Source organism: Paenibacillus sp. Soil750 (assembly GCF_001428045.1).
Lineage (GTDB): Bacteria > Bacillota > Bacilli > Paenibacillales > NBRC-103111 > Paenibacillus_E > Paenibacillus_E allorhizoplanae.
Genome location: NZ_LMSD01000012.1, coordinates 234,911 through 261,748 on the forward strand (window position 1 = coordinate 234,911; position 26,838 = coordinate 261,748).

25 protein-coding genes are annotated in these 26,838 nt (G+C 45.0%); 4 read left to right on the forward strand and 21 right to left on the reverse strand.

From position 1 onward, the window contains the following. Positions 1-26 precede the first annotated feature (26 nt). Positions 27-737 (forward strand): response regulator transcription factor, encoded by a 711-nt coding sequence (locus ASL11_RS13480; protein WP_056614794.1) that lies wholly within the window; start codon positions 27-29, stop codon positions 735-737. Here ASL11_RS13480 and ASL11_RS13485 read toward each other — a convergent pair. Beyond that, the gene (locus tag ASL11_RS13485; protein ID WP_235550490.1) at positions 734-1,600 is read right to left on the reverse strand and encodes a YitT family protein; all 867 of its coding nucleotides are present in this window, start codon (positions 1,598-1,600) and stop codon (positions 734-736) included. The genes ASL11_RS13480 and ASL11_RS13485 overlap by 4 nt on opposite strands. A gap of 208 nt (positions 1,601-1,808) precedes the next feature. On the opposite strand from ASL11_RS13485, the gene ASL11_RS13490 reads away from it, so the two are divergent. Continuing rightward, positions 1,809-3,923: an LTA synthase family protein gene (locus tag ASL11_RS13490; RefSeq protein ID WP_056614797.1), complete on the forward strand. Its 2,115-nt coding sequence runs from the start codon at positions 1,809-1,811 to the stop codon at positions 3,921-3,923. Between the two features lie 126 nt (positions 3,924-4,049). On the opposite strand, the gene ASL11_RS13495 is transcribed toward ASL11_RS13490, so the two are convergent. Both ASL11_RS13495 and ASL11_RS13500 read right to left on the reverse strand, forming a co-directional pair. Then, entirely contained in the window at positions 4,050-5,069 is a 1,020-nt protein-coding gene (locus ASL11_RS13495) for a Gfo/Idh/MocA family protein (protein ID WP_056614801.1), read from the reverse strand. A 32-nt stretch (positions 5,070-5,101) separates the two neighbouring features. After that, on the reverse strand, positions 5,102-5,872 hold the full coding sequence (locus ASL11_RS13500; protein WP_056614805.1) for a sugar phosphate isomerase/epimerase family protein: 771 nt from the start codon (positions 5,870-5,872) through the stop codon (positions 5,102-5,104). Between the two features lie 131 nt (positions 5,873-6,003). On the opposite strand from ASL11_RS13500, the gene ASL11_RS13505 reads away from it, so the two are divergent. Then, positions 6,004-6,798 (forward strand): AraC family transcriptional regulator, encoded by a 795-nt coding sequence (locus tag ASL11_RS13505; protein WP_056614808.1) that lies wholly within the window; start codon positions 6,004-6,006, stop codon positions 6,796-6,798. A gap of 194 nt (positions 6,799-6,992) precedes the next feature. Continuing rightward, on the forward strand, positions 6,993-7,220 hold the full coding sequence (locus ASL11_RS13510; RefSeq protein ID WP_028554145.1) for a hypothetical protein: 228 nt from the start codon (positions 6,993-6,995) through the stop codon (positions 7,218-7,220). Between the two features lie 127 nt (positions 7,221-7,347). On the opposite strand, the gene ASL11_RS13515 is transcribed toward ASL11_RS13510, so the two are convergent. From ASL11_RS13515 to ASL11_RS13600, 18 genes are all read right to left on the reverse strand, one after another. Then, positions 7,348-7,860 (reverse strand): DinB family protein, encoded by a 513-nt coding sequence (locus ASL11_RS13515; protein ID WP_056614811.1) that lies wholly within the window; start codon positions 7,858-7,860, stop codon positions 7,348-7,350. A 214-nt stretch (positions 7,861-8,074) separates the two neighbouring features. Next, entirely contained in the window at positions 8,075-10,270 is a 2,196-nt protein-coding gene (locus ASL11_RS13520) for an alpha-galactosidase (RefSeq protein WP_056614814.1), read from the reverse strand. A 151-nt stretch (positions 10,271-10,421) separates the two neighbouring features. Beyond that, positions 10,422-10,709, reverse strand: coding sequence for a ferredoxin family protein (locus ASL11_RS13525; RefSeq protein ID WP_028554142.1), 288 nt, complete (start codon positions 10,707-10,709; stop codon positions 10,422-10,424). Then, positions 10,706-12,016: an FAD-dependent oxidoreductase gene (locus ASL11_RS13530; RefSeq protein WP_056614817.1), complete on the reverse strand. Its 1,311-nt coding sequence runs from the start codon at positions 12,014-12,016 to the stop codon at positions 10,706-10,708. Before ASL11_RS13530 ends, ASL11_RS13525 begins: the two co-directional genes overlap by 4 nt. After that, positions 12,013-13,149: an electron transfer flavoprotein subunit alpha/FixB family protein gene (locus ASL11_RS13535; protein ID WP_063795566.1), complete on the reverse strand. Its 1,137-nt coding sequence runs from the start codon at positions 13,147-13,149 to the stop codon at positions 12,013-12,015. The genes ASL11_RS13530 and ASL11_RS13535 overlap by 4 nt, the downstream gene beginning before the upstream one ends. 24 nt (positions 13,150-13,173) lie before the next feature. After that, positions 13,174-14,007, reverse strand: a complete 834-nt coding sequence (locus ASL11_RS13540; RefSeq protein WP_056614821.1) for an electron transfer flavoprotein subunit beta/FixA family protein — start codon at positions 14,005-14,007, stop codon at positions 13,174-13,176. Positions 14,008-14,923: 916 nt separating this feature from the next. Continuing rightward, the gene (locus ASL11_RS13545) at positions 14,924-16,246 is read right to left on the reverse strand and encodes an LLM class flavin-dependent oxidoreductase (protein ID WP_056614824.1); all 1,323 of its coding nucleotides are present in this window, start codon (positions 16,244-16,246) and stop codon (positions 14,924-14,926) included. Between the two features lie 16 nt (positions 16,247-16,262). Further along, positions 16,263-16,793: a GNAT family N-acetyltransferase gene (locus ASL11_RS13550; RefSeq protein WP_056614827.1), complete on the reverse strand. Its 531-nt coding sequence runs from the start codon at positions 16,791-16,793 to the stop codon at positions 16,263-16,265. Positions 16,794-16,805: 12 nt separating this feature from the next. Then, positions 16,806-17,282, reverse strand: coding sequence for a DinB family protein (locus ASL11_RS13555; RefSeq protein WP_056614830.1), 477 nt, complete (start codon positions 17,280-17,282; stop codon positions 16,806-16,808). Continuing rightward, the gene (locus tag ASL11_RS13560; RefSeq protein ID WP_056614833.1) at positions 17,279-18,466 is read right to left on the reverse strand and encodes a M20 peptidase aminoacylase family protein; all 1,188 of its coding nucleotides are present in this window, start codon (positions 18,464-18,466) and stop codon (positions 17,279-17,281) included. The genes ASL11_RS13555 and ASL11_RS13560 overlap by 4 nt, the downstream gene beginning before the upstream one ends. A gap of 20 nt (positions 18,467-18,486) precedes the next feature. Further along, positions 18,487-19,497: an LLM class flavin-dependent oxidoreductase gene (locus tag ASL11_RS13565; RefSeq protein ID WP_056614836.1), complete on the reverse strand. Its 1,011-nt coding sequence runs from the start codon at positions 19,495-19,497 to the stop codon at positions 18,487-18,489. Between the two features lie 34 nt (positions 19,498-19,531). Further along, positions 19,532-20,284: an amino acid ABC transporter ATP-binding protein gene (locus ASL11_RS13570; RefSeq protein WP_056614840.1), complete on the reverse strand. Its 753-nt coding sequence runs from the start codon at positions 20,282-20,284 to the stop codon at positions 19,532-19,534. Beyond that, positions 20,281-20,991 (reverse strand): amino acid ABC transporter permease, encoded by a 711-nt coding sequence (locus ASL11_RS13575; RefSeq protein WP_056614843.1) that lies wholly within the window; start codon positions 20,989-20,991, stop codon positions 20,281-20,283. Before ASL11_RS13575 ends, ASL11_RS13570 begins: the two co-directional genes overlap by 4 nt. Continuing rightward, positions 20,988-21,764: an amino acid ABC transporter permease gene (locus ASL11_RS13580; protein ID WP_056614847.1), complete on the reverse strand. Its 777-nt coding sequence runs from the start codon at positions 21,762-21,764 to the stop codon at positions 20,988-20,990. The genes ASL11_RS13575 and ASL11_RS13580 overlap by 4 nt, the downstream gene beginning before the upstream one ends. Before the next feature lie 40 nt (positions 21,765-21,804). Then, positions 21,805-22,686 carry a transporter substrate-binding domain-containing protein gene (locus ASL11_RS13585; RefSeq protein ID WP_056614850.1) on the reverse strand — a complete coding sequence of 294 codons (882 nt, stop codon included), beginning with the start codon at positions 22,684-22,686 and terminating at the stop codon, positions 21,805-21,807. Between the two features lie 136 nt (positions 22,687-22,822). After that, positions 22,823-23,719, reverse strand: coding sequence for a LysR family transcriptional regulator (locus ASL11_RS13590; RefSeq protein WP_056614853.1), 897 nt, complete (start codon positions 23,717-23,719; stop codon positions 22,823-22,825). A 168-nt stretch (positions 23,720-23,887) separates the two neighbouring features. Continuing rightward, positions 23,888-25,558: a DUF4091 domain-containing protein gene (locus tag ASL11_RS13595; protein WP_056614856.1), complete on the reverse strand. Its 1,671-nt coding sequence runs from the start codon at positions 25,556-25,558 to the stop codon at positions 23,888-23,890. Between the two features lie 40 nt (positions 25,559-25,598). Further along, positions 25,599-26,732 carry a Gfo/Idh/MocA family protein gene (locus ASL11_RS13600; RefSeq protein ID WP_056614859.1) on the reverse strand — a complete coding sequence of 378 codons (1,134 nt, stop codon included), beginning with the start codon at positions 26,730-26,732 and terminating at the stop codon, positions 25,599-25,601. Between the last annotated feature and the right edge of the window lie 106 nt (positions 26,733-26,838).

Consider the following 26,838-nt stretch of genomic DNA (forward strand, 5'->3'; position numbering starts at 1 on the left):
ACTTGCTCAGGAGAGGAAGTATCAGAATGGATGTAATTCGCATACTCATCGTGGAAGATGATCTAGATTGGCTGCGCGGTCTGACGGATTACTTGAATCGTCAAGGAGATATGACTGTCGTAGAGAGCCGATCTACAGCAGAAGATGCTCGAGCGTTATTTAGTCAGGCCGCGCCTTCTGCTGATGTCGTACTTATGGATATTATGCTTCAAAATGAACCCGCGGGCATTAGTCTTGCGGAGCAAGCCTTCTTGTCTTGGGGAGCCAAAGTCATCATGTTAACCTCCATGGAAGAAAAGGATTTCATTTTCCGTTCCTTTCAGGCAGGAGCGATTGATTATCAAATTAAGTCTCGTTTCGAGGAGCTCCCCGGTATTATTCGGGCTGCTCATGCGCGCCAGTCCGCTATTAATGCAGCTGTTTCTGAACAAATGCGCGAGGAGTTCCGCAGACTCAAACGGCTGGAGCAGCAATTCAAGATCAAAGAAGTCCGGGATCTCATCACCCCAACGGAGCTTCAAGTTCTTGATATGATCGATCAAGGCCATACACAGACGGAAATTGCGAACCGTTTCTTCATTTCATTACGAACAGTTAAAATTCATGTTGGGCATATTTTGAAAAAGCTCGGAAGCCCGAGCAGCAAGGATGCTGCTCAGCAGTTAAGAAATTTAGGGTTTTTCGAGCGAGGTTCTTCACAAAAGGACAATGAAATCAAGAAGGAGAAATCCGATTAGTGGATATCTTTCTTCTTGAATCTTCCGCCTTTGACATCGTGGATATTGCCAACTGCAAGAAATGCTTTGGGATCAAGTCCATCCACGATGGATTTCAACTTGGCTTCTTCCAAGCGTGTAATCACACAAAAGATAACCTTCTTGTTATCCCCAGAGAATCCGCCTTCACCTTCTAAATAGGTGACGCCGCGTCCTAAGCGATCCATAATAGCCCCGCCTATCTCTCTAAAGTGGTCACTAATAATCCACACCGACTTCGACTCATCGAACCCTTCAATGGTGACATCAATCATTTTATAAGCAATAAAATAAGCGATTAACGAGTACATGGCACGATCCCACGTATAGACAAACCCTGCACTTCCAAGAATGAATAAGTTGAAAAACATAACGATCTCGCCAACAGAGAAAGGAATTTTTTTCGAAACGAGAATCGCAACGATTTCTGTACCATCCAGTGATCCCCCGAAACGAATAACCATCCCCACGCCTATGCCAAGAATAATCCCGCCGAATACCGCGGCTAACAACGGATCGTTCGTAAGTTCCTTCACAGGATGAAGCAAGGCCGTACCTGTCGACATGACAAGAATAGCGAAAAGTGTAGATAATGCAAAAGTTTTACCAATCAATTTATAACCAATGAATAAAAAAGGAATATTTAATAAGAACAAGAACACACCGATCGGCCCTTGTGTTAAATAAGATAAAATGATCGAAATTCCCGTAATGCCTCCATCAATAATTCGATTCGGCACTAAAAAAATTTCTAACCCCACAGACATTAAAACGGCACCAATGAATAAGAACAATCCACGACGAAAAAACGCACTTTTTGTCATTTTTCGATGTTGAAGCTGCATGACTGCTTCTCTTTTTAGCTGCATTTGTTCTTTGGCCATACGCGATTCCCCCCTAACTTATCTCCTCTTTATAAGTATTCTTGATATAGCCACGATTTTCCTGCATTCTATCTATTTTTCATAGAGATACCATCGAATAATGTCGAAAGGCATGGTATAATATCAGGTGTTCAAAGGACTTTTAACTTATATTTGTACAGGAGAATCTATGAAACAACACATTGAACGATTGTTATTGGTAATTCGGCCAAGACTGCCACTTTTACTTCTTGCACTAATCCCAGTTCTGATCATGGAAATCTTGAGCCGCGGGAACTACACTGAAATGTTGTCATGGAGCTTCAAGCATTTTCTAGAGCTACTTTTCAACGAATGGATCGTATTTAGCCTTCTGTTGTTATTCGTTGCCATCATTGGGCGAACTCGGATCGCATATTGGGTCATTGCCGGTTTCCTCGTTATCTTGGCCCTTATTAGCGGCGTAAAGCTCAAAATACTAGGCGTACCTTTGACGCCATGGGATTTAGTTGTAGCAGGCGAAGCCTCTGATATGGTGAAGTATTTATCCAACATTTTGACATTTAACGTCTTATCTGTCATTCTCCTGTTCCTTGTTGGCAGTTACTTCATCCTCTACCGTACAACCATGTTTATTAAAAAAGTAGCCTTAAAAGAACGAGCAATTCTTGCTGGAATTGGTTTAGTTATGTTTTTAGCTGTCTATACGGATCTGCCACTGCCTGTTCAGAAGTGGTTTGGTATCGAAGCAGCTGTCTGGAATCAAGTGCAGAACACCCAAACAAACGGATATGCGCTTGCTACAGTATTGAATACCAAAGAAATGTTCTCAAATAGCCAAGAAGGTTATGATGATAAAGCCATTGAAGCTATCGTGAATGCATCACCCAAGCCACCTATCAAAGTTGGGGATTCAACAACACCAATTAAACCGAACGTTATTGTCATTTTAAGTGAATCATTCTGGGATCCTACCCTTATCTCAGGCGCTAAGTTCGATAAAGATCCGATTCCTTTCTTCCATAAGCTACAGAAGTCGGGAACAAGTGGAACGATGCTTTCACCTCAGTATGGCGGTGGAACAGCGAATGTGGAATTCGAGGTTCTTACGGGGAACTCAATGCGTTTCTTACCACAAGGCTCTATTGCCTATAATCAATATATTTCAAATGAAGTCGATTCATTAGCGAGTATTTATGCACGTCAGGGTTATACATCAACAGCTATTAGTCCTTTTTATAACTGGTATTTCAACAGTAATAAAATTTATCAAGACTTCGGATTTTCTAAATATATTCCGATTGAATATTTTAAACCGACGTATTCCGGTCCTTATATCGCAGATAGTGAAGTTGCTGCTAACATTATTCATGCAACTGAGCAAAGTACAGGCTCGGATTTCGTGTTTGCGAACACGATGGAGAATCACTTTCATTACTTCCCTGGCAAGTTCCCGAAAAACACGTTTAACGTAACAGGCAACTTCTCCGCCTCTTCCGTTGGGATGCTTGAAACGCTTGCTCAAGGTATTAATGGGTCTGACAATATGTTGAAGCAATTAGTGGAATACTACGAGAAAAAAGGCGAGCCTACGATTATTGCATTCTGGGGCGACCATCTGCCAGCGCTTGGTGATGATTACGCAACGTATATTGACACGAAATATATTAGTGGTAAAGATGATCCTGATTTCTTGAAAAAAATGTACAGTGTCCCATTGGTCGTATGGAATAACTTCGATACCGAACGTAAAGACAATTTGAATATAAGCCCTTCCTTCTTAGGTCCTTATTTAATCGAATTATCGAAGCAACAAGGCAATTATTATACAAATTTCTTAACGGAATTGGCTAAAAAGTATCCAGTCATCCCACCTAAAGATCATTTTGCTGAAATGAATATCAAAGAAGATGATTTGAAGAATTACGAAACCTTGCAGTATGATATTCTTTTCGGAGATCGACACGCATACAAAAACTATCTAACACCAATTATTGATCCTAAATATATGCTTGGTTTCGGCCCAATTAGCTTAGATAAGGTAGAAGCTGATTCTCAGGATATTTCAGGTCGTACAAATTTGACACTTACTGTTACCGGGAACAATCTTCCACCTCTGGGTTACGTAACTTTGAACGGCAAAGCAATACCTACAACTTGGAAAGACGAACATACTTGTACCGGGTTAGTTGAAGGGGCTCTACTTAAAACAGGACTTTGGGATATCCAAGTACAAGTCAAAGACTCCAAAGAAACGATTGTAGGCAAATCAAATTCGGTTTCCATCGATATCGGCGGACGTTAATAAAGCTTGTTGCCAGTCCCTGATTCTCACTTTGAGGATCAGGGGCTTTTTCTTATTAACCTGCCGCTGAAAATAAGTAAGAGCCCATCCCGTGATGGGATGAGCTCTCGTTACTAACTTTATATATTAAAGATTAATGATTTTGCCAGTCGCTTCGGATTCGAACGCTGCAAGAATTACTTTCAATGCTTGGTAGCCCTCTTCGCCAGAAATACGAGGTGGTTTGTTATCTAGAATGCTAGTAACGAACTCGCTGATAACTCCGCTAGATGTTTGTTTCTCATTCGTTGCTACTTGACCTACTTTGTAACGCTCAACTGTACCATTACGAAGCTCAACGATCACTTGATCGTTAGGGTCTGTATCAATTTTGATAACACCATTCTCACACCATAGAACTGTGGAGTTGTCTTGACCTTTGTAGTAAGTCCAGCTTGCTACTAGGGAGCCTGTAGCGCCGCTTCTCATACGAAGCAAGCAAGTCGCATTATCATCAACGTCTGTACCCTCTTTGTGAAGCGTACCAACGAATGCTGCTACTTGTGCAACTTCATCATCAAGCAACCAACGGATAAGATCTGATTTGTGTACGCCTAGATCACCCATTGCACCCATAATGGCTTCTTCCTTACGGAAGAACCAGCTCTCACGACCATCAATGCTCCAACCCTCAGGACCTGGGTGACCGAATGACGTACGGAATGTAAGAACTTTCCCAAGCTTACCTGACTCCAAGATTTCTTTCGCTTTCACATGTGGAGGCATTAGACGTTGGTTGTGACCAACCATCAAGAATACGCCATTTTTCTTGGCTGCTTCAATCATCGCTTCGGATTCAGCAGCTGTAGTTGCCATTGGTTTTTCAACTAGCACATGCGCGCCAGCATTAGCCGCGGCGATGGAAATTTCAGCGTGAAGGTAGTTTGGTGTACAAACGCTAACCGCATCAACTTTCTCTGCTTTCAACATGTCAACATAGTTACTATAAGCTTTACCGCCATGCAATTCAGCGTAGTGCTGTGCTCTTTCAATGATCGGATCAACGAATGCAACTAGCTCAACATTTGAATTGTTTGCGTATTCTGGGATATGTCTATGTTTGGAAATGGAACCACAGCCAATGACGGCTACTTTAATTTTACTCATGTGATAAGTGCTCCTTCAATTATAAGAATAAATTAGTTATGAACGTTTAAATAATGCTCTTTAACCCAGTTAAAGCTGTTTTCGATACTAGTTAAAGGCGCCTTCTGACAGTTATCTTGTTCCACGACAAGCCACTCTACGCCAGCTTGCTCGGCAGCAACGATAACTTTATCTAGCGGAACATCGCCTAAGCCTAGCTCCAAAGTAACTAGTTTACCATCAGCATCCTTTGTGAAATCTTTAAAATGAACCAAAGGAAGACGTCCAGCATATTTAGCAATATAAGCTAGTGGGTCTTGACCTGCAAATTGTACCCAACATACATCCATTTCGACTTTAATAGCATCGTTATTCGCATACATAGCATCGAAAACAAACTCATCTTCCACTTTGTAATGGAATTCGAAGTCGTGGTTGTGATAAAGGAATTGCAAACCTTGTTTTTGCGTCTCAACCGCTAGTGCTTGGCACTCCGCGATTAGGGCTTTCCATTGGTCAACGGATTCGCGCTCTTCTGCACCAACATAAGGGCAGATGGCATATGTAGCACCGATTGTTTTCAAATAATCGATTTCACCTTGGAAATTTTCACGGAATCTTTGCAAGCTAATATGACTTCCGAAAGCTTTCAATCCTAGCTCATCAAGCAAACCTTTAAGCTTATCCGCAGGCATGTCATAATAGCCAGCAAACTCAACACCCTCATATCCTAACTTCGCAACATGGCGAAGTGTACCTTCCATATCACGTGCCATATCATCTCTCAATGTGTACAATTGAAGTCCAATTCCTAAACGTCCCATTTGTTCTCCTCTTTTCTCATAGTGAAATCATGAATAGTAATCTTGGCATAAGTATAATCGAGATTAGCCTATTATGACCATTCACGATATAATTAAAACATCTCTTATTTGGCTACGAAAGGCGAAATCACATGAAAGCTGAACTCTTAACTTGTGGGTATTCTTTTCATATGGACCCGTTTTATAACAGTAACAAATCAGGACTACTTTATTATCTTTTTCGACTACAGACAGAAGGCAGTTGTGAAGCCCTTGTTGATGGCCGTATGGTCCCGATAGAAGCAGGTCATCTGCTTTTGTTTAAACCCGGTGATCCTTACGAGCTGCGAATCGAACAGGCGAAGACGCAACCTGATCAGAAAATCGCCAGCGGCGATTACTACTTATTTTGCAAAGGCGATTGGATTGATGCGTGGTGGAAACGCAACAACAAACCTACTTGCATGCGCATTGACCTCGACCCCAGATTAATCTCACTATGGCGGCAATTAAGCCTCGAGAAACGCAGAATGGAAGAAGAGAATCCCGAGCTAAGCAGTTATTTGCTCCAAGCGCTCTGCCTTTATCTTGAACGAGCAGCAACAGAAACAGTACAAGGTCGCCCTTTCACTGGCACTCGCATGAAACGATTTATTGAGGCACATGCTACTGCAGCGTTCAAAATTGAAGATGTCGCAAATCATGTAGGACTTAGTATCTCCCGAGCTGTCCATTTGTTCAAAGAATATTTTGGTAAAACAATGATCCAATATGCCACAGAAGTACGCCTATCCAGTGCAGTTGAACGTATGCATGATAGCTCCATGTCCTTAGAACAAATTGCTCTTAGCTGTGGATTTGGTTCTTACCCTTACTTTCATCGTGCATTTAAACAACGTTTTGGTACGTCACCCAAAGCCTATCGACAGAACATGCAGCACACTTAGTTGATTAAATTCACACAATATTCAATTTTTCTAGCTATTGTATGAAACATTTTCAGCCGCTAAATCGTATTATCTATATACGAAAATACATAGCAATCTCTTATTTGTCTTAAAATTGTAAAACTATTTTAAGGTTCTATTAATAATAATCCGATATGCTAGTACTATATCCAATTCTTAGGATGGTGGAACTCATGAAAATGTTTATAACGATTCATAACAAACCTGTACCCGTATACTCCGATGAGAAAAATAAAAAGAAGTTCAATTTACTGAAGTCAGCACTTGAGGCCAAGGTCACCAAAGGTAGAGCAACACTCAAGAAATGTCTGGATTCAATCATTAGCATCGAGATTGTCGGGTGCGAAGCGATTCTTCATTCATTGAATGAACGAGATTCGTTGGCCTTATCACTTTACTAAAAAAAGCCTGAAATCCATCAGTGGATTTCAGGCTTTTTTACTACCACATAAGAAAGTATAAGTTTTCAGACCCGAAAACAGCTTTCTTATTGGCGATCATCATTGAATGGCCTCGATAGGGGTTTTCTCATAAGTACTTCTGCTCTACGATATTAAGATGATGCTGGGCATGACCTGCGATCACGTAAGCAATAGCACGGGCAGAAATTGCGAATGTATTCGCTGTCCCCAAACGTGTCCAAGCTGTTTCGGTAATGGTAGGCATCAACGCCAACGTAGCTTGTCGCACGGCTTGGAAATCCTTCACCAAATCCGTTAAAGCCACATCGTCGAAAGATGTATTGGCAATGAAAATGTCTTGATCAAAGCCAGGTAAATCCGTCGTGTCTCCACGAGCAATGCGGAGTAATCGATAGCTCATAATTCGCTCTGTATCCGTAATATGAGCCAGTACTTCCTTCAAACTCCACTTCCCTGGTGCATATCGAGATAAAGCCTGCTCCTCTGTTAATTGTGAAAATAGGGATACGAGTGCCTTTTCTTGACTATTCAAAATGGATACATAATCCCCTTCGGGCACCAGCCCGATATAACCCGTATAGTAGGATGAATATTCGTCATGACTTGGTCGTTGCAGCATGTTAGAATTGTCTCCCTTCACTTTTATGATGGTTTGAATCTATCTATCATATCGCAAAATTCCCAAAAAATGAATCATCTTCCTATGTAAGTTGAGTAAAATCTAGTTATTGTCACCCTCGCCTATTTCACTGAAACGATGTTCTGAGGTATCTACAAAACACTCTATTCGAACAAAACCCCCATTTCCCATAACGGGAAATAGGGGTTTACATCTACTGCTGCTTAGCATTCAGCAGCCAGATTTTGCTCTGGAAGTCGTTATGCAATCCGACGACAGGAATACCGGCGTATAACAGATGATCGCCAGGGAAGAGCCCTTCCGAACCTTCGATTTCATAATCGAAGTCAGGGTTGAGTCCTTTTAAGCGTAACGTCTTCAACGGCGCATACGGTTCTGCAAGCACTCGGATGAACACAACCATGGCTTGTGTCTTGTCCTCGGAGACAATCATCCACGCGGTGTCGTTCCCTTCGAACGGGCTCAACAGGCGATACATATCGCCAAATTGAACAAGCGGTCGAAGTTGTTTGTAGTCGGCAACCTGACGTTTGACGAGCTCTTTCTCTTCTTCTGTGAACTTCGTCAGATCAAGCTCATAGCCGAAGTTACCGGACATGGCTACATGACCGCGGGTTTCCAAGGACGTCATGCGATGAACTTGATGATTAGGTACAGCAGATACATGCGACCCCATGGAACTTACAGGGTACACGATACTGGTGCCATATTGGATTTTCAAACGGCATACGGCATCCGTATTATCGCTCGTCCACGTTTGTGGCATGTAATACAGAATACCTGGATCGAAACGCCCACCACCGCCGGAGCAGCTTTCAAACAAGATATGCGGGTATTCGGTAGTAATGGCTTCCATTACGCGATACAAGCCAAGCATATAGCGATGTGCTGTCTCTCTTTGACGTTCAGGTGGCAAGGCCGCGGAGCCAATTTCCGTCATATTCCGATTCATATCCCATTTGACGTAAGTAATTGGCGCACTACTCAATATATTGCGCAGCATGGCCATCACGCCTTCACAAACCTCTTGACGTGAAAAATCAAGAATCAACTGCCCACGACCCTCTGTACGTCGACGATCCGGTACATGGAGACACCAATCAGGATGCTTTCGGTACAATTCACTTTCTGGTGATACCATCTCTGGTTCAAACCATAAACCGAATTCCAAGCCTAGCTTATTCACTCGCTCTACTAAATCTTCAAGTCCACCAGGGAGCTTCGCCTTATCGACAACCCAGTCCCCAAGTGAGGTCGTATCATCATTTCTTTTGCCGAACCAACCATCATCCAATACAAAAAGCTCAATTCCAAGCTCTTTTCCGGCACGAGCAATACTTTCAATTTTATCTGCATTAAAATCGAAATACGTCGCTTCCCAGTTGTTGACTAGGACAGGTCGTACACGATCACGGAATTCACCGCGGCACAGTCGCGAACGGTATAAGCGGTGATAGGATCTGGACATCTCACCAATCCCCTGACCGGAATACACCATAACAGCCTCAGGTGTTTGGAACTGTTGTCCTGGCTCTAGCAGCCAGCTGAAATCAAAAGGATTAATCCCGATAGACACACGTGCTGTTGCAAAAGGATCCACTTCCGCGTGTGCCGCAAAGTTACCGCTGTACACGAGATTAAAACCGTATACATCCCCATAGTCTTCATTAGCATCCTTGGCAAGCAAAGCGACAAACGGGTTATGGGAGTGACTGCTTGATCCACGTCGGCTTTCAACGGTTAATTTACCAGGAGCCAAGGCTCTTCTTTCAATATGACGCTCACGCGCCCAACTACCTGAGAGCTGCAACAGATCCCAGTCGGCATGCGGAAAGTCTACATTCAAGCTTAATGCTCGCAAAAGCTTAAGTTCAGCCGTTCCTTCATTTATGAAACGAACAGAACGCGTGATAGCCGCATGATCGGCGAAAATCGTGTACGAAAGAATGGCTCGCAAGCCGGCTACTTTATCAACAAGCTCAATTTCTAGCGTTTCAGCTTCATGATCTGCTTCTACATACGTAGATGGTAAGCCATCTAGTACTGGCTTTCCTTGCACGATACGATGCTTGTCATAGACAAGCTCAGTAATCGTCGAACCATTGGGTTGCGCAACTTGATACGCAGGCTCGCGGAAATCGCTTGTCCCATAAGCAGGATACTCCTGTGGAAGCGTATCGAAGGAGATCTTTCTATTTTCCTTAACCGGATTCGGGCTAAAAGAAGCTCGTTCCTTATATTGAATCACCGTGCCGAGTTGACCAGATCGTATAGAGCGGCCCCAGTACACGTGTGCTGGATAGGAACCATTAATAAGCTGAATCACATAGCTCATATGTTTATTTTGCAAATGAAATATACCTTGTACAGGTTCAAAAGAAATCGTCATTATAAATCCCTCCTATCCTCTATTATCGTGTCCAGAAGGAAACAAAACTATGGAGAAACTACACCTACATATGGAGGAATGTCGTTTTTTCGCAAAAAATAGAACCAAGACCTCTGAACGGTCTCGGCTCTATTTTATCAACTTAGCTCAATTAACCGTACTTATACGTCATCCCATGGCCGCCCTTCGGATACACCCAATCGATGTTATAAGAAGGACACGCTATGCGACACGTACCACATTCAATACAGTTTTCAAATGCAACAGTTGTGATCTTAAGCTTTTTTTCCCACTCATACACATCAGAAGGACAGAAATAATTGCAGTCCTTCGTCACACAATTCAAGCAGGTTTGTTTATCTTTAATTACAAGGTGGGATTTATCATCGCATTTGTAACGAATGGTGAACAGTTTATCTGAAATATCACTTTGGCTCATCCGTTCATCGCCCTCCATCCCTTATAGCCCAGCTTCATCAAGTTTACCGTACCGCCAGCGGCATTTTTGATGAGCTTCATGGCCATTCTTTGCTTTTCGGCTTTCGTAATTCCATCCACGAGGAACATATTGTAAGCGGCTTCGTTTACAGCACGTGGCAGTCGATCGAACAATAACTCAGGATCCTGCTCTTTCAAAAATTGATGCATTCCCTTGTACTTCTGCAGATCCTTGTGCACAAAAGATTCTTTGATTTTATTATCGTAGAGATGCATCGTTGGGGCTGTAAAATCCCCTCGTGCTTTCGCTTCAATAATGGCCTCCCCGGCCAATCGGCCCGAGGTCATAGCGAGATTCGTCCCCTCCCTGTGGACAAAGTTAATCAACTGCGCGGCATCCCCACAGACACACCAGCCATCACCAGAAAGGGTCGGTATTGAATGAAAGCCCCCTTCTGGAATAAGATGACCGGAATATTCCTTGGTCTCCCCACCTTGAATCAATTTCCGAATCATCGGATGCTGTTTAACCGCGTCAAGTACAGCGTATGGCTTCACCTTTTTATCCCGCAAATGGTTCACCATCACACCGACCCCTAACGAGATCGTTTCTTTATTCGTGTATAGAAAGCCCATACCCGCCATACCGAGCGAGGTTTCGCCCATAAATTCGATGGTGACACCTTCGTCCCCCTCAAGTCCAAAGCGGTCCTCTATCTTCTCTCGTGGCAGTGCAATAACCTCTTTGACCGCTAATGATACCTCATCCGGCATCCATTCCTTATGAATCCCCATGGCTTTACCGAGCAAGGAGTTAACGCCATCAGCGATGACGACAACGTCCGCATATAAATCGCCATCATCTCGGTCCGTTCGTACGCCAACAACCTTGTTACCTTCACGAATAACATCCAGTGCCACGGTTTCGTAAATCGGAATCGCGCCTGCTGCTACAGCTTTTTCAGCGAACCACTGATCGAATTTGACCCGCAGACCTGTGAAGCAATTGTAAGGCTCTTTGTAGGCTTCATTGCGATGGCCGAACGTGACCATGGACTCTTTACCCATCATCCAGATCCGCTGTTCAACAATATAGCGCTCCATCGGAAAGTTCTTCTCTGTCCAAAACTCAGGAACAAGTTCCTCGATTTGCTTCCGATAGAGGACACCGCCAAAAATATTCTTAGCGCCTGGAAACTCGCCTCTTTCGAGCAATACAACCGATAACCCAGCTCGGGCCATCGTTAACGCTGCAGCCGCTCCAGCGGGACCACCGCCAACGACGATGGCATCGAATTTTTCATTCATTTCGCTTCACTCCTTTCTCGGGCGAAGGTCGTCTCTGACTGCGTCTGTGTAGTAGATATTGAGGCATCAACCACCTGAGGGTGAATGCCGAAAAGCGTACGCCGTTTCCTGAATTCCTCTGTAATCGCAGGAACAATTTTGAATAAATCCCCAACAAGACCGTAATGGGCGAATTGGAAAATAGGCGCTTTCTCGTCTTTATTGATCGCAACGACGACATCGGCATGACTCATCCCGACCGTGTGCTGCACAGCGCCGGAGATGCCGATGGCGAAATAGAGCTTCGGCCGTACCGTCGCGCCCGTCTGCCCCACCTGATGCTCATGGCTGATCCAGCCCGCATCAACAGCAGCGCGTGACGCGCCAACGACACCGCCGAGCGCGTCCGCTAGCTCGGCGAGCAGCTTGAAAGCATCGGGCCCGCCAAGTCCACGGCCCCCAGCAACAATAATCTCGCAGTCCTCGAGATTGAGCTTCCCTGTTTCGCGCAGGAAATCGAGCACCTGCGCGTCAATCTCTTCCTCCCGCATCGTAGCTTCGATACGGATGATCTCGCCTTGGCGCTCCGCGTCTTTCGGCAGCGCTTGGAACACGCCAGCGCGCGCTGTCGCCATCTGCGGCCGGTACTGCTTGCAGAGGATGGTAGCCATCATCTTCTCGGAGAAAGCAGGCCGGCTGGCCAGCAACAGCCGCGACGGCGGCGGCTCCACGTCGAGCTGCGTCGTGTCGGCCGTCAGCCCCGTCGGCAGGTGCGTTGCAATCGCACCTGCTAGGTCGCGACCTGTCGCTGTCGCGCCGAACAGCACGATCTCAGGCTTCGCTTCCTCGATCAGCTTCAAGCAGACCCGGCTGTATGGCCGGGTCCTATAATTGCGAAGCTCCGAGGCTTCGCAAAGGTAAACCCGATCCGCGCCGTAGGCCACGGCTTCATCAGCGAGATGTGCGACATTCTCGCCGATGACGAGCGCCATGAGCGGCGCTTCCAGCTTTGCTGCTAGCTTTTTGCCTTCGCCTAGCAGCTGCCAGGACACCTTTTTCGCGATGCCCTCGCGCTGCTCAACGACAATCAAAACCCCACGATATGCCGACCAGTCCGGCATCGATGGATCAACCTGTTCTGTTTCTCTTGCCATTGTGTCATCCTCCGTTCCTAACTTTTAAGCCCAATCTAATAGGCTCTGCATGTCCTTCGTCAATATCTTGTCGGCCAGCTGAGCTGCGCCAGTTTCTGGACTATCAAAAGTGATCATTTGCGTTTTCACCGCTTTGATCTCGGGTACCCACGTTTTGGCAACAATCGTTGGCGAGCCTTTGAGTCCAATCTTTGCCCGCTCCAAATCTGGAAAATCTGCCGTAGTCCATACTGTAGGCTTATATCTAGCCGCTCGAATCATGCCCGGCAAAGATGCTCGTCGCACTTTATTCAGTTCTTTTAGTGCTGTGATCAGTACTGGCATGCTTGTCTCAACCACTTCAATGCCATCCTCCAGCAAACGATGAACGCGTACTTTGCGTTTTTCTTCATCGACCTTAACCACTTTATTGACATAGGTAAGTTGTTCCAAATCCAATCGGCAGGCTACGCCTGGGCCAACTTGTCCGGTGTCACCATCTAACGTTTGTTTTCCACAAAATACGATATCCACCGGCCCCCACGTTTCCGCAATTTTGCGAATTGTTCGAGCAACAACGTACGAGGTCGCTAGCGTATCCGCTCCTGCAAACCCGCGATCCGTCACCAACACAGCATCATCAGCGCCTAAAGAAATACATTCTTTAAGTCCTTTTTCAGCGGGTGGCGGTCCCATCGTGACAACTGTAATACGTGCACCTTGCTCATCTTTAATGCGCAATGCTTCTTCCAAACCATGCATATCATAGAAATTCACAATACTTGGAACACCTTGACGAATGAGTGTATTATTCTTGGGATCAATGCGAATTTCTCTAGAATCCGGTACTTGTTTAATACAGACGACAATATGCAGCATCTCTGCACCCTCCTATTTCTGCGGGGAAGTGGCTTGCATGTTTACCACAGGCCTCGGAGGGCCTGTCATCATTGTGAATTTTGTCACGTAAATGTCGATGCGTAATCGCTTTCAGAGCAATTTATTGCCTTTCGAACAAGCATAAAGATAAGAATCTAACACAGTATATGCGCGAAGATAAGGAACTTGACTAAAGTCTTGAAAAAATTGAAATACATGCTCATGCTCGACTGACTATTTCACTGCAAAGCATTTTCTGTGGTATCTACAAGGTAAAGTAAGCCCGTAACGACTTCCATTTAGCACAATATTGGGAAGTTCTTCTCAATCTGCATGCTCATGTTCGATAGACTATTTCACTGAAAGGCATTTTCTGTGGTATCTACAAGTGACATGAAGGTAATTCAATAACTCGCTAAAGTAAACTTAATTATTATTCTATTTCCGAAAAATCTAGCTCCCCCTCTTGCTCGAAAAGACATACATCGTTCTTTCCAAAGGAGGCTTCTAGCTCCAATTATTTATTGTAGATACCACAGAAAATGGTTTCTCTCGATAAATTAGGGGAGGGGACACCGTGGGGTGCGTCTATTAGTTGCGTGAGATGAGCTAGGTTGAGTGGATTATTTGGAGTATTGGGAGTGTTTGGAGTGTTTGGAGTGTTGGGAGTGCGTAGGTGCGCGGGGTGTGGGGCCCGTAGGGTACGTGGGGCCCGTAGGGTACGTGGGGCCCGTAGGGTACGTGGGGCCCGTAGGGTACGTGGGGTCCGTGGGATCCGTGGATTGGGTAAATCGAATCGGGTGAGTAATTAAGTTAGCTGCTATGTTTTGGATACGTTTTTGGTACAGAGAAAAAACTGCCCACTGGCTTTTCAGCCATGTGGACAGTCTACAGATACCTAGTGGTCAAATTTTAACTACACATTCACCTTCGTGTATCGATTCGCAGGTACAGGTATGCCGAGGTTTCCACGAAGTGTATCTGCTTCATACTCGGTTCTATACAATCCGCGCTCCTGTAGAATTGGCACTACGTGATCAACGAAGTCATCCAAGCCTTTTGGCAATGCAGCGGCGATGATAAAACCATCTGCGGCATTTTCTTCGAACCATGCTTGCACGCGATCTGCCACATATTCAGGTGTGCCTGTGAATTCGTTACGAGGCGTAGCCACATTCAAAGCAACTTGGCGCAGCGTTAGGTTCTTCTCTTTGGCAGTTTGCTTAATTTTGTCAGTTCCGCTGCGGAAGCTATTGCTCCCGAAATCCCCCAGCTCTGGAAATGGTTCATCCAACGGATATTGAGAGAAATCGTGATGTTCGAAGAATCGGCCTAGGTAATCCAACGCTTTGTCAATGGTAACGAGGTTCGCGACTTCTTGATATTTGCGCTCAGCTTCTTCTTCTGTAAGTCCGATTATCGGGGCTATGCCCGGTAGAATTACTACTTCATCCGGATTACGGCCTTCGGAGGCAGCTCTCTTTTTGATATCAGCATAGTAAGCTTTCGCTTCGTCAATCGACTCATGTCCTGCAAAAATCGCATCCGCGACTTTCGCAGCAAACGCTCGGCCATCCTCGGAAGCGCCTGCTTGGAATATGACCGGCTGTCCTTGTCTTGAACGAGCGATATTCAACGGCCCCTGGACGGAGAAATATTCACCTTTGTGGTTCAATGTATGGAGCTTGCTTGGGTCAAAAAACACACCGCTTTCCTTATCACGAACAAAAGCATCATCTTCCCACGAATCCCATAGTCCGCGTGTCACTTCCAAATATTCATTAGCGATCCGATAGCGCTCTGGATGAGATGGGTGCTCTGTTTTGCTATAGTTTTTCGCTGAACCTTCAAGTGGAGAGGTAACAACGTTCCAACCGGAACGTCCGTCACTGATCAAATCAATGGAAGCAAATTGACGGGCCACCGTGAATGGTTCACTGTATGACGTCGATAATGTTCCCACCAGTCCAATGTGCGAGGTGACCGAGGCTAACGCTGAAAGAATGGTAATGGGTTCGAATCGATTTAGGAAATGCGGGATCGATTTCTCTGTAATATATAAGCCATCTGCGATAAATACAAGATCGAATTTACCGGATTCGGCTTTCTGTGCTTGTTGTTTATAAAAGCCAAAATTCACACTGGCATCTGTAATCGCCTCAGGATGTCTCCAGCCTGACACATGACCACCTACGCCGTGAATGATGGCACCTAATTTGATTTGCTTTTGTTTCGTCATCGTTCTCTCCGTCCTTTCACAATATCGCTGCAGTCTGTATGTGTAACCGATAGCTTTTCACGAGTATTTCACCTTTTTGAATATCCTTGTCATAAGCGCGTTCGAAGCCCAATCGTTCATAAAGCTTCACAGCGGACTCCATCATATCCGAGGTGTGCAAATGAAGTGTAGCAGCACCTAACTCGGCAGCGCGTCTTACATTTTCTTTAATCAATGCGGTAGCGATTCCCTTGCCTCTGGCACTTGGCGAAACCGCTAGTAAACGAAGGATAGGTGACTCAATCTCAAGCTCTGGCGCGCCGTAAGCGGCTTCGGAGGATAGGAACAACTGAGAGCTACCCACAACTTCATCGTCAATTAGTGCAATAATCCGCGCGATGGGCTTACTACTATCCACAGATGCGATAATATTTTCTTTATATTGATCCCAGCCTTCTGGAGGCAGTACTTCCCGATATTGACCATAGGCATCTTCTAGAACTTTTCGAATCGCTTCGCGGTCACCCTCATTGGCTTCCCGAATGTGAATCTCTTTTGCATCCGCCATACCGAATCCCTCCTATACGTGCGCTTCCAACGCATTCTTGATTCGTGCAATTTGTGCTAAATGAACCTGCACATGTGCGATAAAGGAGTTAACAACATCTTTAAGTGTAAGTGTTTGTCCTTTGAAATTTACGCCTGTTTTCTCCCAATCATCGGGTGATAATCGTCCAAATAGCTCATGGTTATACACGAGTAATGACTGAAATAAAACTAAAATATCGGACGCTAAACCTTCATTGGCTTTGGCGCTGCTGACCCATGGATCTTGATCAAAAGCTGGCAATATGGCTGATGAGCCAGAAATAATAGCACGGATTCGGAAGGAAACGACAATGTTATGGTCGGCCAAATGGGACAGAACCTCTGTTACACTCCATTTATCCAGCGCTGGCTTCCAAACTAATTGCTCTTCGCTCAGTCCCTGGATCGCTTCCTGAAGTTGTTGATGGGTATGCAAATAGAGGGATAAGTCAGGAATTGTTGTACTCATATGGATACCTCCAAAGGTTCGTCAGATGATAGGTCTTCTAAGGCTTTCTGAGCTATAATAGCAAAATATCGCGCACTAATCGGCAAAGCTCGTTCGTCAATATCAAAAGCAGGATGATGCCACTCTTGCGGGCCTGATGTACCCATGAATACGAAAACTCCGGGAATTTTCTTCTGGTAGAAAGCAAAATCCTCGCCTGCTGGTGACGGCACAGGTGTAATGACATTCAAACCAGCTTGTTCTGCAGCTTCTTTCGCCAACAGCGCTAATTGCTTATCATTGAACACAGATGGTGGTCCTTTGATCCACCGAACAGCAGCCTTCGTCCCATAAGCAGCGGCAACACCATGCACAACCTGCTCCAATCGCTCGATAACAAGTGTTCGGACATTCTCATCAAATGTGCGCAATGTGCCATCTAGTATGGCTTTATCAGGAATGACATTCCATGCTGTTCCGCTATGGATGCGTGTCACACTAATGACTGCACTCTGCAACGAACTAACATTGCGGCTAACGATAGATTGCAGTGCCGTGATGATATGCGCTCCAGTTACAATGGGATCGATCCCCGCTTCAGGAACAGCCGCATGTGTGCCAAGTCCTTCGACTTCGATCACGAATCCGTCCGCCGCCGCCATCAGAGGCCCATCTTTGATCCCTATCGTTCCGACAGGAAGATCAGGCTTGTTATGCATGCCATAAATCGCGCGAACCCCTTCAAGTGCGCCGCTGTTTATCACCTGCTCCGCACCTTGCGCCTTCTCCTCAGCTGGTTGAAAAATAAATCGAACTGTTCCCTTTAGCTCATTTTCCTGCTGTTTGAGCAAGATCGCAGCGCCAAGCACAGCAGCTGTATGAAAATCATGACCGCAAGCATGCATCTTCCCTGCAACCTGCGACGCATAAGGAAGCCCTGTAGCTTCTTGAATCGGAAGGGCATCAATATCAGCCCGTATGGCAATAATTGGCCCTTTCTGCAAGCCTCCGACCTCTGCAATAAGACCCGTTTTTAGCTGGAAATCGGCAATACGAATCCCCGCTTCCGTGAGCCAACCATGAATCGCAGCAGTTGTTTGAATTTCCTCATGCGACAATTCAGGATGCTGATGTAAATGACGTCGAATATTCACCAACTTCTGTGCCAAATCCGATGACGTCTGCTGGAAAGTTATTGCACTCATTTCACATGCCTCCTTCGGGCCTACACTAACAATTCCGCGAATGCTTCACTCAGCAGTTCAAAGGAACGCAGGCGTTTGCTAAAATCTTTCACAGATGTCGTTACGATAAATTCATCGATATTATATTTCTGCTGAATCTCGATCAGCTTTTGGCGTACAGTCTCTTTCGTACCCTTCGTAATTTCCGCTTGCTTCTCTTCAACCGTAAATTTGGCCTGTGTTTGGCGGCCATATTCTTCCGCTTGCTCAAGCGTTCCGACAGTTAACGTCTTGCCGTTTTCCAAATGAATTTTGACATTCTTGTATTCGCCTGCAAGCTCAATAGCTTCTTCTTCCGTATCTGCTACGATTAGTGAGAGTGCCAAGAGAAGCTTAGGTTGTGTGCCTTTATCCGTATTAAAATGTTGATGATAAGCTTCAAATGCCGCTTCTGCAATCGCATGATCTCCATTAATGAATTGGGCAAAAACATATGGTAAACCAGCCTCAGCAGCCGATTGCGCGCTCGCTGCACTTGCTCCGAGGATATAAATCTCCACAGGCACACTTGGAATTGGAGAGACTTTCAATCCCTTCAAGGGATGCTCATCATGCAGTTGATTTTTCACAAATTGTTGTAAATCCTCTAACTTCTCCGTCAAAGTAGCTGCTTCGGTAATTCCTTGCTGCAACGCTTTCGTTGAACGAGGTAAGCCGCCAGGTGCGCGACCAATGCCGAGATCTACCCTGTCTGGTGCTAAAGAAGCTAGCACATTGAAGTTCTCTGCCACCTTATAAGGGCTGTAGTGCTGCAGCATGATGCCGCCGGAGCCAATGCGAATGCGCTCTGTTTTGGCCAGTAAATGTGAAATTAAAACCTCGGGTGAAGAACCCGCTACTTGCTCGGAATCGTGATGCTCGGATACCCAGAATCGGTTATAAGAGAGCGACTCTGCCTTCTGTACAAGCTCAATCGTATGCTGAAAAGCGTCATAAGCCGTTTCGCCTGGAAATACGACACTTTGATCTAAAATGCTCAATTTAATCCCCATGTTCATACACTCCGTTTCCATAACTGAGTTGATGCTAGATGTTGTAGCTCCATTCAGGCGTAATACGCTTCAGGAATTGTTTCGTCCGCTCTTCTTTGGCATTGCTGAAAATATCCCTCGGTTTGCCTTCCTCCACAATGACACCTTCATCCATAAAGACCACATGATTAGCCACTTCTCGGGCAAAGCCCATTTCATGGGTGACGATAATCATCGTGATACCTTCCTTCGCAATCTTCTGGATCACATCCAGCACTTCACCAACAAGTTCAGGATCGAGTGCGGATGTCGGTTCATCGAATAAAATGACTTCAGGATTCAGAGCCAGCGCACGGGCAATTCCAACACGTTGCTGCTGTCCACCGGACAGTTGGCTTGGATAGGCGTCTAACTTGCTTCCCAACCCCACTTTCTCCAGCACTTTTACGCTAGTTTCTCTTGCCGTAACTTTCGATTGCTTTTGAACAATCACAAGGCCTTCCATAACGTTTTCGAGGACCGTTTTATGCTTGAACAAATTGTAATGCTGGAACACCATCGCTGTTTTTTGCCTGAGTGCATGAATCTCACCTTTGCTGGGGCGCTTGCAATTCACGGTGAAATCCCCGATCGTCACTTCACCGAGACTCGGCTTTTCCAAATAGTTCAAGCAACGGAGCAACGTTGTTTTACCTGAACCGCTGGGGCCAAGAATACAGACGACTTCTCCTTTTTGCACGGTAAGGTTGATTCCTTTCAGCACGTCGTTTTTACCAAACGATTTGGTGATATTCGTCAGTTGAATCATGACACGCCACCTCGGTTATACAGATTGATTCGTTTCTCTAGTAAGCCTGTGGCTCGTTCAATCAAGAAGGTGATACCCCAGAACAGTAAGGCTGCTGCAATATAAGCTTCGAAAAATTTCCAATTCGTCGTTGCGACAATTTGTGCTTTGGCGTTGATTTCCACTACAGATACGGTAAAGGCCAGTGTAGAACCGTGCAGCATGCCAATTAGCGTATTGGATAAGTTCGGTAAACTTACGGCTAATGCTTGTGGCAAAATAATACGACGTAATGCCTGTGTCGTCGTCATCCCGATCGAATAAGCAGCTTCCATTTGCCCCCGATTAATCGCCACGATGCCTGATCTGACGACCTCCGAAAGGTAAGCGCCAGCGGTAATCGAGAAAGAGAGAAAGGCAAAGCCGATCATGGGTATAGACACTGAGCGGAAGCTCCAACCGAAAGCAACCGCAATCGAGTCAATGATCATTGGCAATCCGAAATAGATAAGAAGCAGATGCATAAGCATCGGTGTACCGCGAACAAACGTCACGTAAGCTGTTGCGAGATAATGAATAAAAGGCACGCGGTATAGTCGGATTAAAGCTACGGAAGCACCTATTAAGAATCCAAAAAAGACAGAAACTACGGTAATAATCAGTGTAGTAGGCAGTGCAGAAAGCAATTGAACAAAAGCCGTCCATATGAATCCAGGGTCGATACTCATGCTTGGAAGCCCCCTTTATCCGGCTGCGAGGACCATACACCTTTGAACCATCGGCGTGATAATGGTTGACGTTCTTCTGTCACAAGCGGTTGCTCGTGTAGGAGCATGCGTTTCTCGATGTACATAAATAGCTTTTCCAGTCCAAAGCAGATGACGAAATAGATGATGGATAAGGAAATGTACGTTTCCATAAAATGCTGTGTTGCCGCTCCGAGCGTTTGTGCTTTCCCCATCAATTCCATGGCACCAAGCGAGAAGGCCAATGAGGTATCCTTTAAGTTGGCAATAAGCAGGTTCGTAAAGTTGGGCAGCGAAATCGCAAGTGCTTGCGGCATAATAATGCGGGTAAAAGCTTGATAGCCCGTCATGCCTACAGAGTAGGCGGCTTCTACTTGCCCTTTGTCTACGGCTTTTACCGCTGCACGGATGACCTCAGAAATATAAGCGCCAGAGTGTAAAGCAAATGTGAGAATAACAAATGATAAGACAGGGGCTTTGGAGACATCCACATGGATGGCCTTCAGCAGTTCAGGTAAACCATAATAGATCAGAAATAACTGAATCAGAATTGGTGTTCCGCGAAAAAAGGAAACATAGATCTGTGATAACCTTTGCACAACTGGTATTTGATAAAGCCGGGGCAATGCAATGAGAAATCCAAAGACGATCCCGAGCACCATCGAACAAACAACTATGAATAAGCTGATATGAATGTAGTTCAGTAATTTGGGCAGAAAATCAAATACATAGGTGATATCGAATTGGGTTGCCATGATGGTGATCTCACCTTTCATAAAGTCATGACATGCTTATTTATTTGCTATCTTCTTTTTTCGTAAAGTCTCCGCCTAACCACTGCGTACTCAACTTCGATAGTGTGCCATCTGCTTTGACAGCTTTTAGAGCGACGTCAATTTTGTCCGCAAGCTCTTGTCCGTCTTTATCATTTTTGCGGAATAAGAAACGCACTTCAGCTTCTTCAATAATCGGGCCAACTACTTTTAATTTACTTTGCGGATCTACGAGTGGAAGTAAGAAATCCGCTCCAAGTGCTCCATCAGCACGTCCTGTTGTAAGCTGGGTGACCAAGTCGTTGGCTGCGCCACTCTGATAGACAATTTTGATCGCATTATCATTGGCTTTGTTATAGTTCTCCAGCAATGTGGCCTCTGCACTTGTAGCCGTCGTTAATGCTTTCTTGCCTTTCAAATCATCGATCGTTTTCACAGTTGTGTTATCTTTGGCTACAATGACTTTGGTTTTCCAATACGCATAGGGCTCGTTATTGAACAAATATTTCTGCTCACGCTCTTTGTTCTTCTCAATTTCATGTGCAACAAAATCAATTTTGTTCGTTTCTAAGCTAAGCAGTAAGTTGGCGAAGTCCATCGTTTTAAACTCGAACTCATATTCGGGCAACCGCTTATCAATCTCTTTCACTAATTCAATATCGTATCCTGTTAGTTTTCCGTCCTTATCCAGAAAGGCTACGTTCGGGAATTGTGTCCCTGTGCCAACGATGATTTTCTTTACTTTCACAGGTGCAGCCGTTGCAGCCCCAGTGGCTACTGGCACTTTTGATGCATCAGCAGCAGCTTTAGGAGAAGCATTCGTTGTCTCGCTTTTCGCACCGCAGCCTGCCGCTACCAAAGTTAATGCTAATGTTGTTACCGTAAGTGTTGTGAATTTTCTCATTGTGAACCCCTCCGAATTTTCTTTTTATTAATCCTTATAATTCCTACTTGTTTTGTATGAATTATTGTTATGCCTTTAATTTATCATCAAGTTGTCGAACTGGATAATAGAGTTTTTCTATATGCATATCGAGAAGTTAAATCGTATCCCGAATCGACTGAGCGATTCCTTTACATATATCTAAGCAAGAGTTGAAAAACAAGGCGTTCTCACCATTCAACACAATCATGTTTGTTTGCAGGGAAATACCTGTTATTTCCGGAAACTGAATCGGGAACAGCTTCCCCTCCTTGACTTCCTGTTCGACACATAGACTAGGAAGAAACGCAATACCAACACGTCCTAGCACTAATTTCTTCGCCGTCTCCAACGTATCCGTCTGAAATTCAATGTTCGGCGGCTGCTTCATACTCGCAAATAGCCGGTGTATTCGCATCCAGTCGAGAGATCCGCATTCAAAGAAGACAAGGGGATATTCACCTATATCATCAATAGAAATAGCTTCGTTCGCTATTAAGGGATGGCCTTCGTAGACATATAGACAAATTGGATCTTCATAAGCTTTGGCAGATAGGAGATTCGGGTGACTAATATTCCGTACAAAGCCGAAATCAAGCTCTCGATTCAGCACCTTATTAATGATCTCCTCGGACGAAGCCGTAGTCAGCTTATAGTTCACATCTGGATATTTCAACTTAAGCTTTGGAATAATGGTTGGGATGATATAGTTCGAAACGGATACGGTACAACCTACGCGCAACTCGTTTGGCAGTGTACGTTTCTGCTTCAATTGAATTTTACTTTTCTGAAAAGTTTGCAAGAGTTGTTGGGCATATGGGAGAAATTTCTTCCCATCATCCGTCAACGAAATCTGCTTCCCAATCCGCTCGAACAGTCGACAATCCAGCTCACGCTCTAAGGATTGTATGCGTGCTGTGACGGATGGCTGGGATAAAAAAAGCACTTCCGCCGCTTTGTTAAAACTGCCATAATGAATAACGTAGACGAAGGCTTCGATATTCTCAATGTTCAATACGAGCACCCCTTTCATCAAATAGGCAATAAAACTTATTATTCCGATTAATTAACTTGGTTTTATATTGGTATAACTATAGATCAACACCCATAATAGTGTCAATACAAAAAAAAAGCTGATCTCCCTTTACTAGCGGGAGCAGCTTTTTTCATATTTTAATCCCATTTAACTGTTTACTGCAATCGCCTGATTAATTCGCTCGCGCACTTCAAGCATCCATTCTGTACTACGCGGATAAACGGAGAACGTAAGCGGCTCTGACAACCCTTCTTCAAGCAAGGCAACTGTTCTCTCCTTGCCGATCCTCGTCTCGAGCAATTGTAAGGCTCGCAAATCCTGCAGCGCTTCATGGAATACTTCCAACCGAATCGACTCAATTGGCCCCGCTTCACCTGGGTAAACGACAAAACTGTCTCCTGAAGGGAACGTATGCAAGGCATCTGTCACTTTGAACGGATCCAATTGTTGAATGGAATACTGGGAGTAATAGAAGTTGTATCCCCAATGCAGAAACCCTTGGATGCCAAACTTGTACAACTGCAAGCCAATGATCCTATTCCGTGCAGACGGCATGTTAAAGAAACGGTTCGACACTTCTTTGTACTGTACACAGCAGTAATAGGTCCATAAATCAGGGACACCTGCCTTGAGGAAAGGCTCGATATGATCGTTCGATGGAATCGGCTTCTGAACAATCCCCTGCTCGTAGAAGGAGATCTCCGTCAGCGCATCGATAATCGGGTAATTGGAAGGAAGGAGTTTCTGAACGAGATCACTCGCCTTTTTATACGTATCCAAGTTGGCTTGGGTAGGCTCATCCGACACATGAAAATAACTGCAGGACGCGATGCCAAGTCGATGGATGACGCGATCAAGTTCTGGTATGAGCTGCCCGAGGAAATGAGCGTAGTCTTCCCCGGCGGCATCTGTTTCCCAACCGAAAATCCGTTGCTCTACCCCGCTAATACAAGCCACAATCTTCGGCGTATGTTTAGCCCCCCATTGGGTGAACAGATGCGAGAATTCAAAGTACTCAACACCTTTGTCCTGACAAAGTGCTACCCAACGCTCTAGCTTTGTAAACCCAAAAGCATACGTCGTGCTGCCATCGATCTTACCATCATCAACACTTACATCAATTAACTGTACGGTTGGGCGCTCTCCCCCTACTACGGTATCTAGCGGTGGGGTAAAGATCGGCGTAAGAATCATGTTGATTCCGTGTTTTACCGCAGTTTCTAGAAACTGCCCTATGCGCGACCAGTGCTCCTCACTGAATACAGGAATGTTGTAATGTGTCGCAAGGCAATCCGTATGAAACCATTCCGTATGGATAAGCTTCTGTTTCGGAAGTGTTGCTGCGAGTACAGTGAGTTCCAGGACTTCTTCACTTAACTTCTCCCCTTGTGGCGAAAGGAAGCCTACCTGCACGTTATACGTGCCCGCAAGAACAGATGAATCTAATTCAACATGGATCCAGACAGATCTCCATTGGCCAGGAAGTGCGGTTACGGTTGAATCCTCAAGTGGATACAAGGGGTCGGGATACAACCCCGGCGTCGTTCGCAGAACGTGCTGATCATGGTTCGCATAGCAAGGCATTTCAGAAGGAACAAGACCTACAGCACGAATTGTAAAAGGTAGACCCAGTGTCGAATTGACCTCTACACCGATGTTTTTCAATAGTTGATTGGAGGTAAAGGCAATTTGGAAAGCAAAGTGCTCTCCTCTCAGTGCCGATGCTTGTTTGTACGGCGCTTCTTGTGGAGCTTCATCTGCAAATACTTTGGATAACGAGCTTAAGCAAATGGTTTGAAAAGTATCCTTGGGGTCCATGTGCATATTCCTCCATTGTTAGAAGATTCAAAAGGGGCATTTAATCCCAATTTAAAGTTTGGAATGTCCCGGTTTTTGCAGACTCTTGTGCTTTGATACACATCAGAGCACTCATCAAACCATCATCAAGCGTCGAGATGGAGCTAGCCGTCTTCTTCATGATTTCTGTAAAATTACGTGCCAGCTTCTCATCACCGCCAAAATGATTACTTCCCGCAGCGATCTCATAGGTCTCCACCCGCGCCGTATGATGCATATGCACTTTAACTATGCCTGTGTAGAAATCAAAATCTACCGTACCTTTATACCCCATAAAGCGCGCTCCACGTGCTGCAGCACCATTTCGAATAAAGAAATTCTGTGAATAGGACATATGCATACCGCTTTCATATTGAAACAGCGCACTTCCGGAATCTTCATTCCCCGTATCTTTGGCGTAGCAGCAATACTGCCATGATGGATCTAGCACTTCGGCTGTATGCACTGTGCTCTCCAAGCAGGTGCGATTATCTTCGCAATCGACACATTTGAGCCCAGCGGATTTATGACCTTTGAAAATTTGCTTCGATGTCATCGCACAGACTGTAATCGGCCTTTGCCCAAGTATAGCTTGAATATAATCAAGATCGTGCGTTGCTTTTTGGAGGAATAGCCCCCCTGTTTCTTCCTCGTTTCGGTACCAGCTTTGAAAATATACACGGCCATAAGGTACATTGTTAATCGCTTGGACATGTTCTACTGTGCCGATTTTACCCGATTCAATGATCTCCTTAACCAACTCCACAATGGAGGTTACGCGTAATGGGAAGGATACCACGACAGGCGATTTGGATGCCTCGTATCCTTGTTTCAAACGAAGAAGATCTTCGTAGTTTGTAGCTACTGGCTTTTCGATATAAAGAGGTAGATCATGTTGTAATACTTTCAACCCCATTGTTGTATGGAGATTACAGCGAGTGCCAATCATGGCCCCGTCTAGCTGTTCCGTCTCCAGCATTTGTTCCGGCGTATCATAGTACTTAATGTGATCCCAGCCTTGCTCTAGTAACTTGGCTTTAATCTGATCTTTACGTACATCAACAATCGCTTCAATTCGGCAGTCCGCATCTGCCTTCAATACTTCATTAATCACATGACTAATTCTAAGTCCATATCCAATTACACCTATCTTCATGCTAGCTCCCCCTCGAACTTTGCGATACCTTGATTATAAAAGAAGTACTGAGGCTTTTCTTTGTCCAGAAAGCCGATTTTTTTGTAATTTCGGCTGTGTTATGATA

Excerpts from the sequence above, each read along its gene's own strand:
- ASL11_RS13480 (WP_056614794.1), top strand. The coding sequence starts at position 27 with ATGGATGTAATTCGCATACTCATCGTGGAAGATGATCTAGATTGGCTG.
- ASL11_RS13485 (WP_235550490.1), bottom strand. The coding sequence starts at position 1,600 with ATGCAGCTTCAACATCGAAAAATGACAAAAAGTGCGTTTTTTCGTCGT.
- ASL11_RS13490 (WP_056614797.1), top strand. The coding sequence starts at position 1,809 with ATGAAACAACACATTGAACGATTGTTATTGGTAATTCGGCCAAGACTG.
- ASL11_RS13495 (WP_056614801.1), bottom strand. The coding sequence starts at position 5,069 with ATGAGTAAAATTAAAGTAGCCGTCATTGGCTGTGGTTCCATTTCCAAA.
- ASL11_RS13500 (WP_056614805.1), bottom strand. The coding sequence starts at position 5,872 with ATGGGACGTTTAGGAATTGGACTTCAATTGTACACATTGAGAGATGAT.
- ASL11_RS13505 (WP_056614808.1), top strand. The coding sequence starts at position 6,004 with ATGAAAGCTGAACTCTTAACTTGTGGGTATTCTTTTCATATGGACCCG.
- ASL11_RS13510 (WP_028554145.1), top strand. The coding sequence starts at position 6,993 with ATGAAAATGTTTATAACGATTCATAACAAACCTGTACCCGTATACTCC.
- ASL11_RS13515 (WP_056614811.1), bottom strand. The coding sequence starts at position 7,860 with ATGCTGCAACGACCAAGTCATGACGAATATTCATCCTACTATACGGGT.
- ASL11_RS13520 (WP_056614814.1), bottom strand. The coding sequence starts at position 10,270 with ATGACGATTTCTTTTGAACCTGTACAAGGTATATTTCATTTGCAAAAT.
- ASL11_RS13525 (WP_028554142.1), bottom strand. The coding sequence starts at position 10,709 with ATGAGCCAAAGTGATATTTCAGATAAACTGTTCACCATTCGTTACAAA.
- ASL11_RS13530 (WP_056614817.1), bottom strand. The coding sequence starts at position 12,016 with ATGAATGAAAAATTCGATGCCATCGTCGTTGGCGGTGGTCCCGCTGGA.
- ASL11_RS13535 (WP_063795566.1), bottom strand. The coding sequence starts at position 13,149 with ATGGCAAGAGAAACAGAACAGGTTGATCCATCGATGCCGGACTGGTCG.
- ASL11_RS13540 (WP_056614821.1), bottom strand. The coding sequence starts at position 14,007 with ATGCTGCATATTGTCGTCTGTATTAAACAAGTACCGGATTCTAGAGAA.
- ASL11_RS13545 (WP_056614824.1), bottom strand. The coding sequence starts at position 16,246 with ATGACGAAACAAAAGCAAATCAAATTAGGTGCCATCATTCACGGCGTA.
- ASL11_RS13550 (WP_056614827.1), bottom strand. The coding sequence starts at position 16,793 with ATGGCGGATGCAAAAGAGATTCACATTCGGGAAGCCAATGAGGGTGAC.
- ASL11_RS13555 (WP_056614830.1), bottom strand. The coding sequence starts at position 17,282 with ATGAGTACAACAATTCCTGACTTATCCCTCTATTTGCATACCCATCAA.
- ASL11_RS13560 (WP_056614833.1), bottom strand. The coding sequence starts at position 18,466 with ATGAGTGCAATAACTTTCCAGCAGACGTCATCGGATTTGGCACAGAAG.
- ASL11_RS13565 (WP_056614836.1), bottom strand. The coding sequence starts at position 19,497 with ATGGGGATTAAATTGAGCATTTTAGATCAAAGTGTCGTATTTCCAGGC.
- ASL11_RS13570 (WP_056614840.1), bottom strand. The coding sequence starts at position 20,284 with ATGATTCAACTGACGAATATCACCAAATCGTTTGGTAAAAACGACGTG.
- ASL11_RS13575 (WP_056614843.1), bottom strand. The coding sequence starts at position 20,991 with ATGAGTATCGACCCTGGATTCATATGGACGGCTTTTGTTCAATTGCTT.
- ASL11_RS13580 (WP_056614847.1), bottom strand. The coding sequence starts at position 21,764 with ATGGCAACCCAATTCGATATCACCTATGTATTTGATTTTCTGCCCAAA.
- ASL11_RS13585 (WP_056614850.1), bottom strand. The coding sequence starts at position 22,686 with ATGAGAAAATTCACAACACTTACGGTAACAACATTAGCATTAACTTTG.
- ASL11_RS13595 (WP_056614856.1), bottom strand. The coding sequence starts at position 25,558 with ATGGACCCCAAGGATACTTTTCAAACCATTTGCTTAAGCTCGTTATCC.
- ASL11_RS13600 (WP_056614859.1), bottom strand. The coding sequence starts at position 26,732 with ATGAAGATAGGTGTAATTGGATATGGACTTAGAATTAGTCATGTGATT.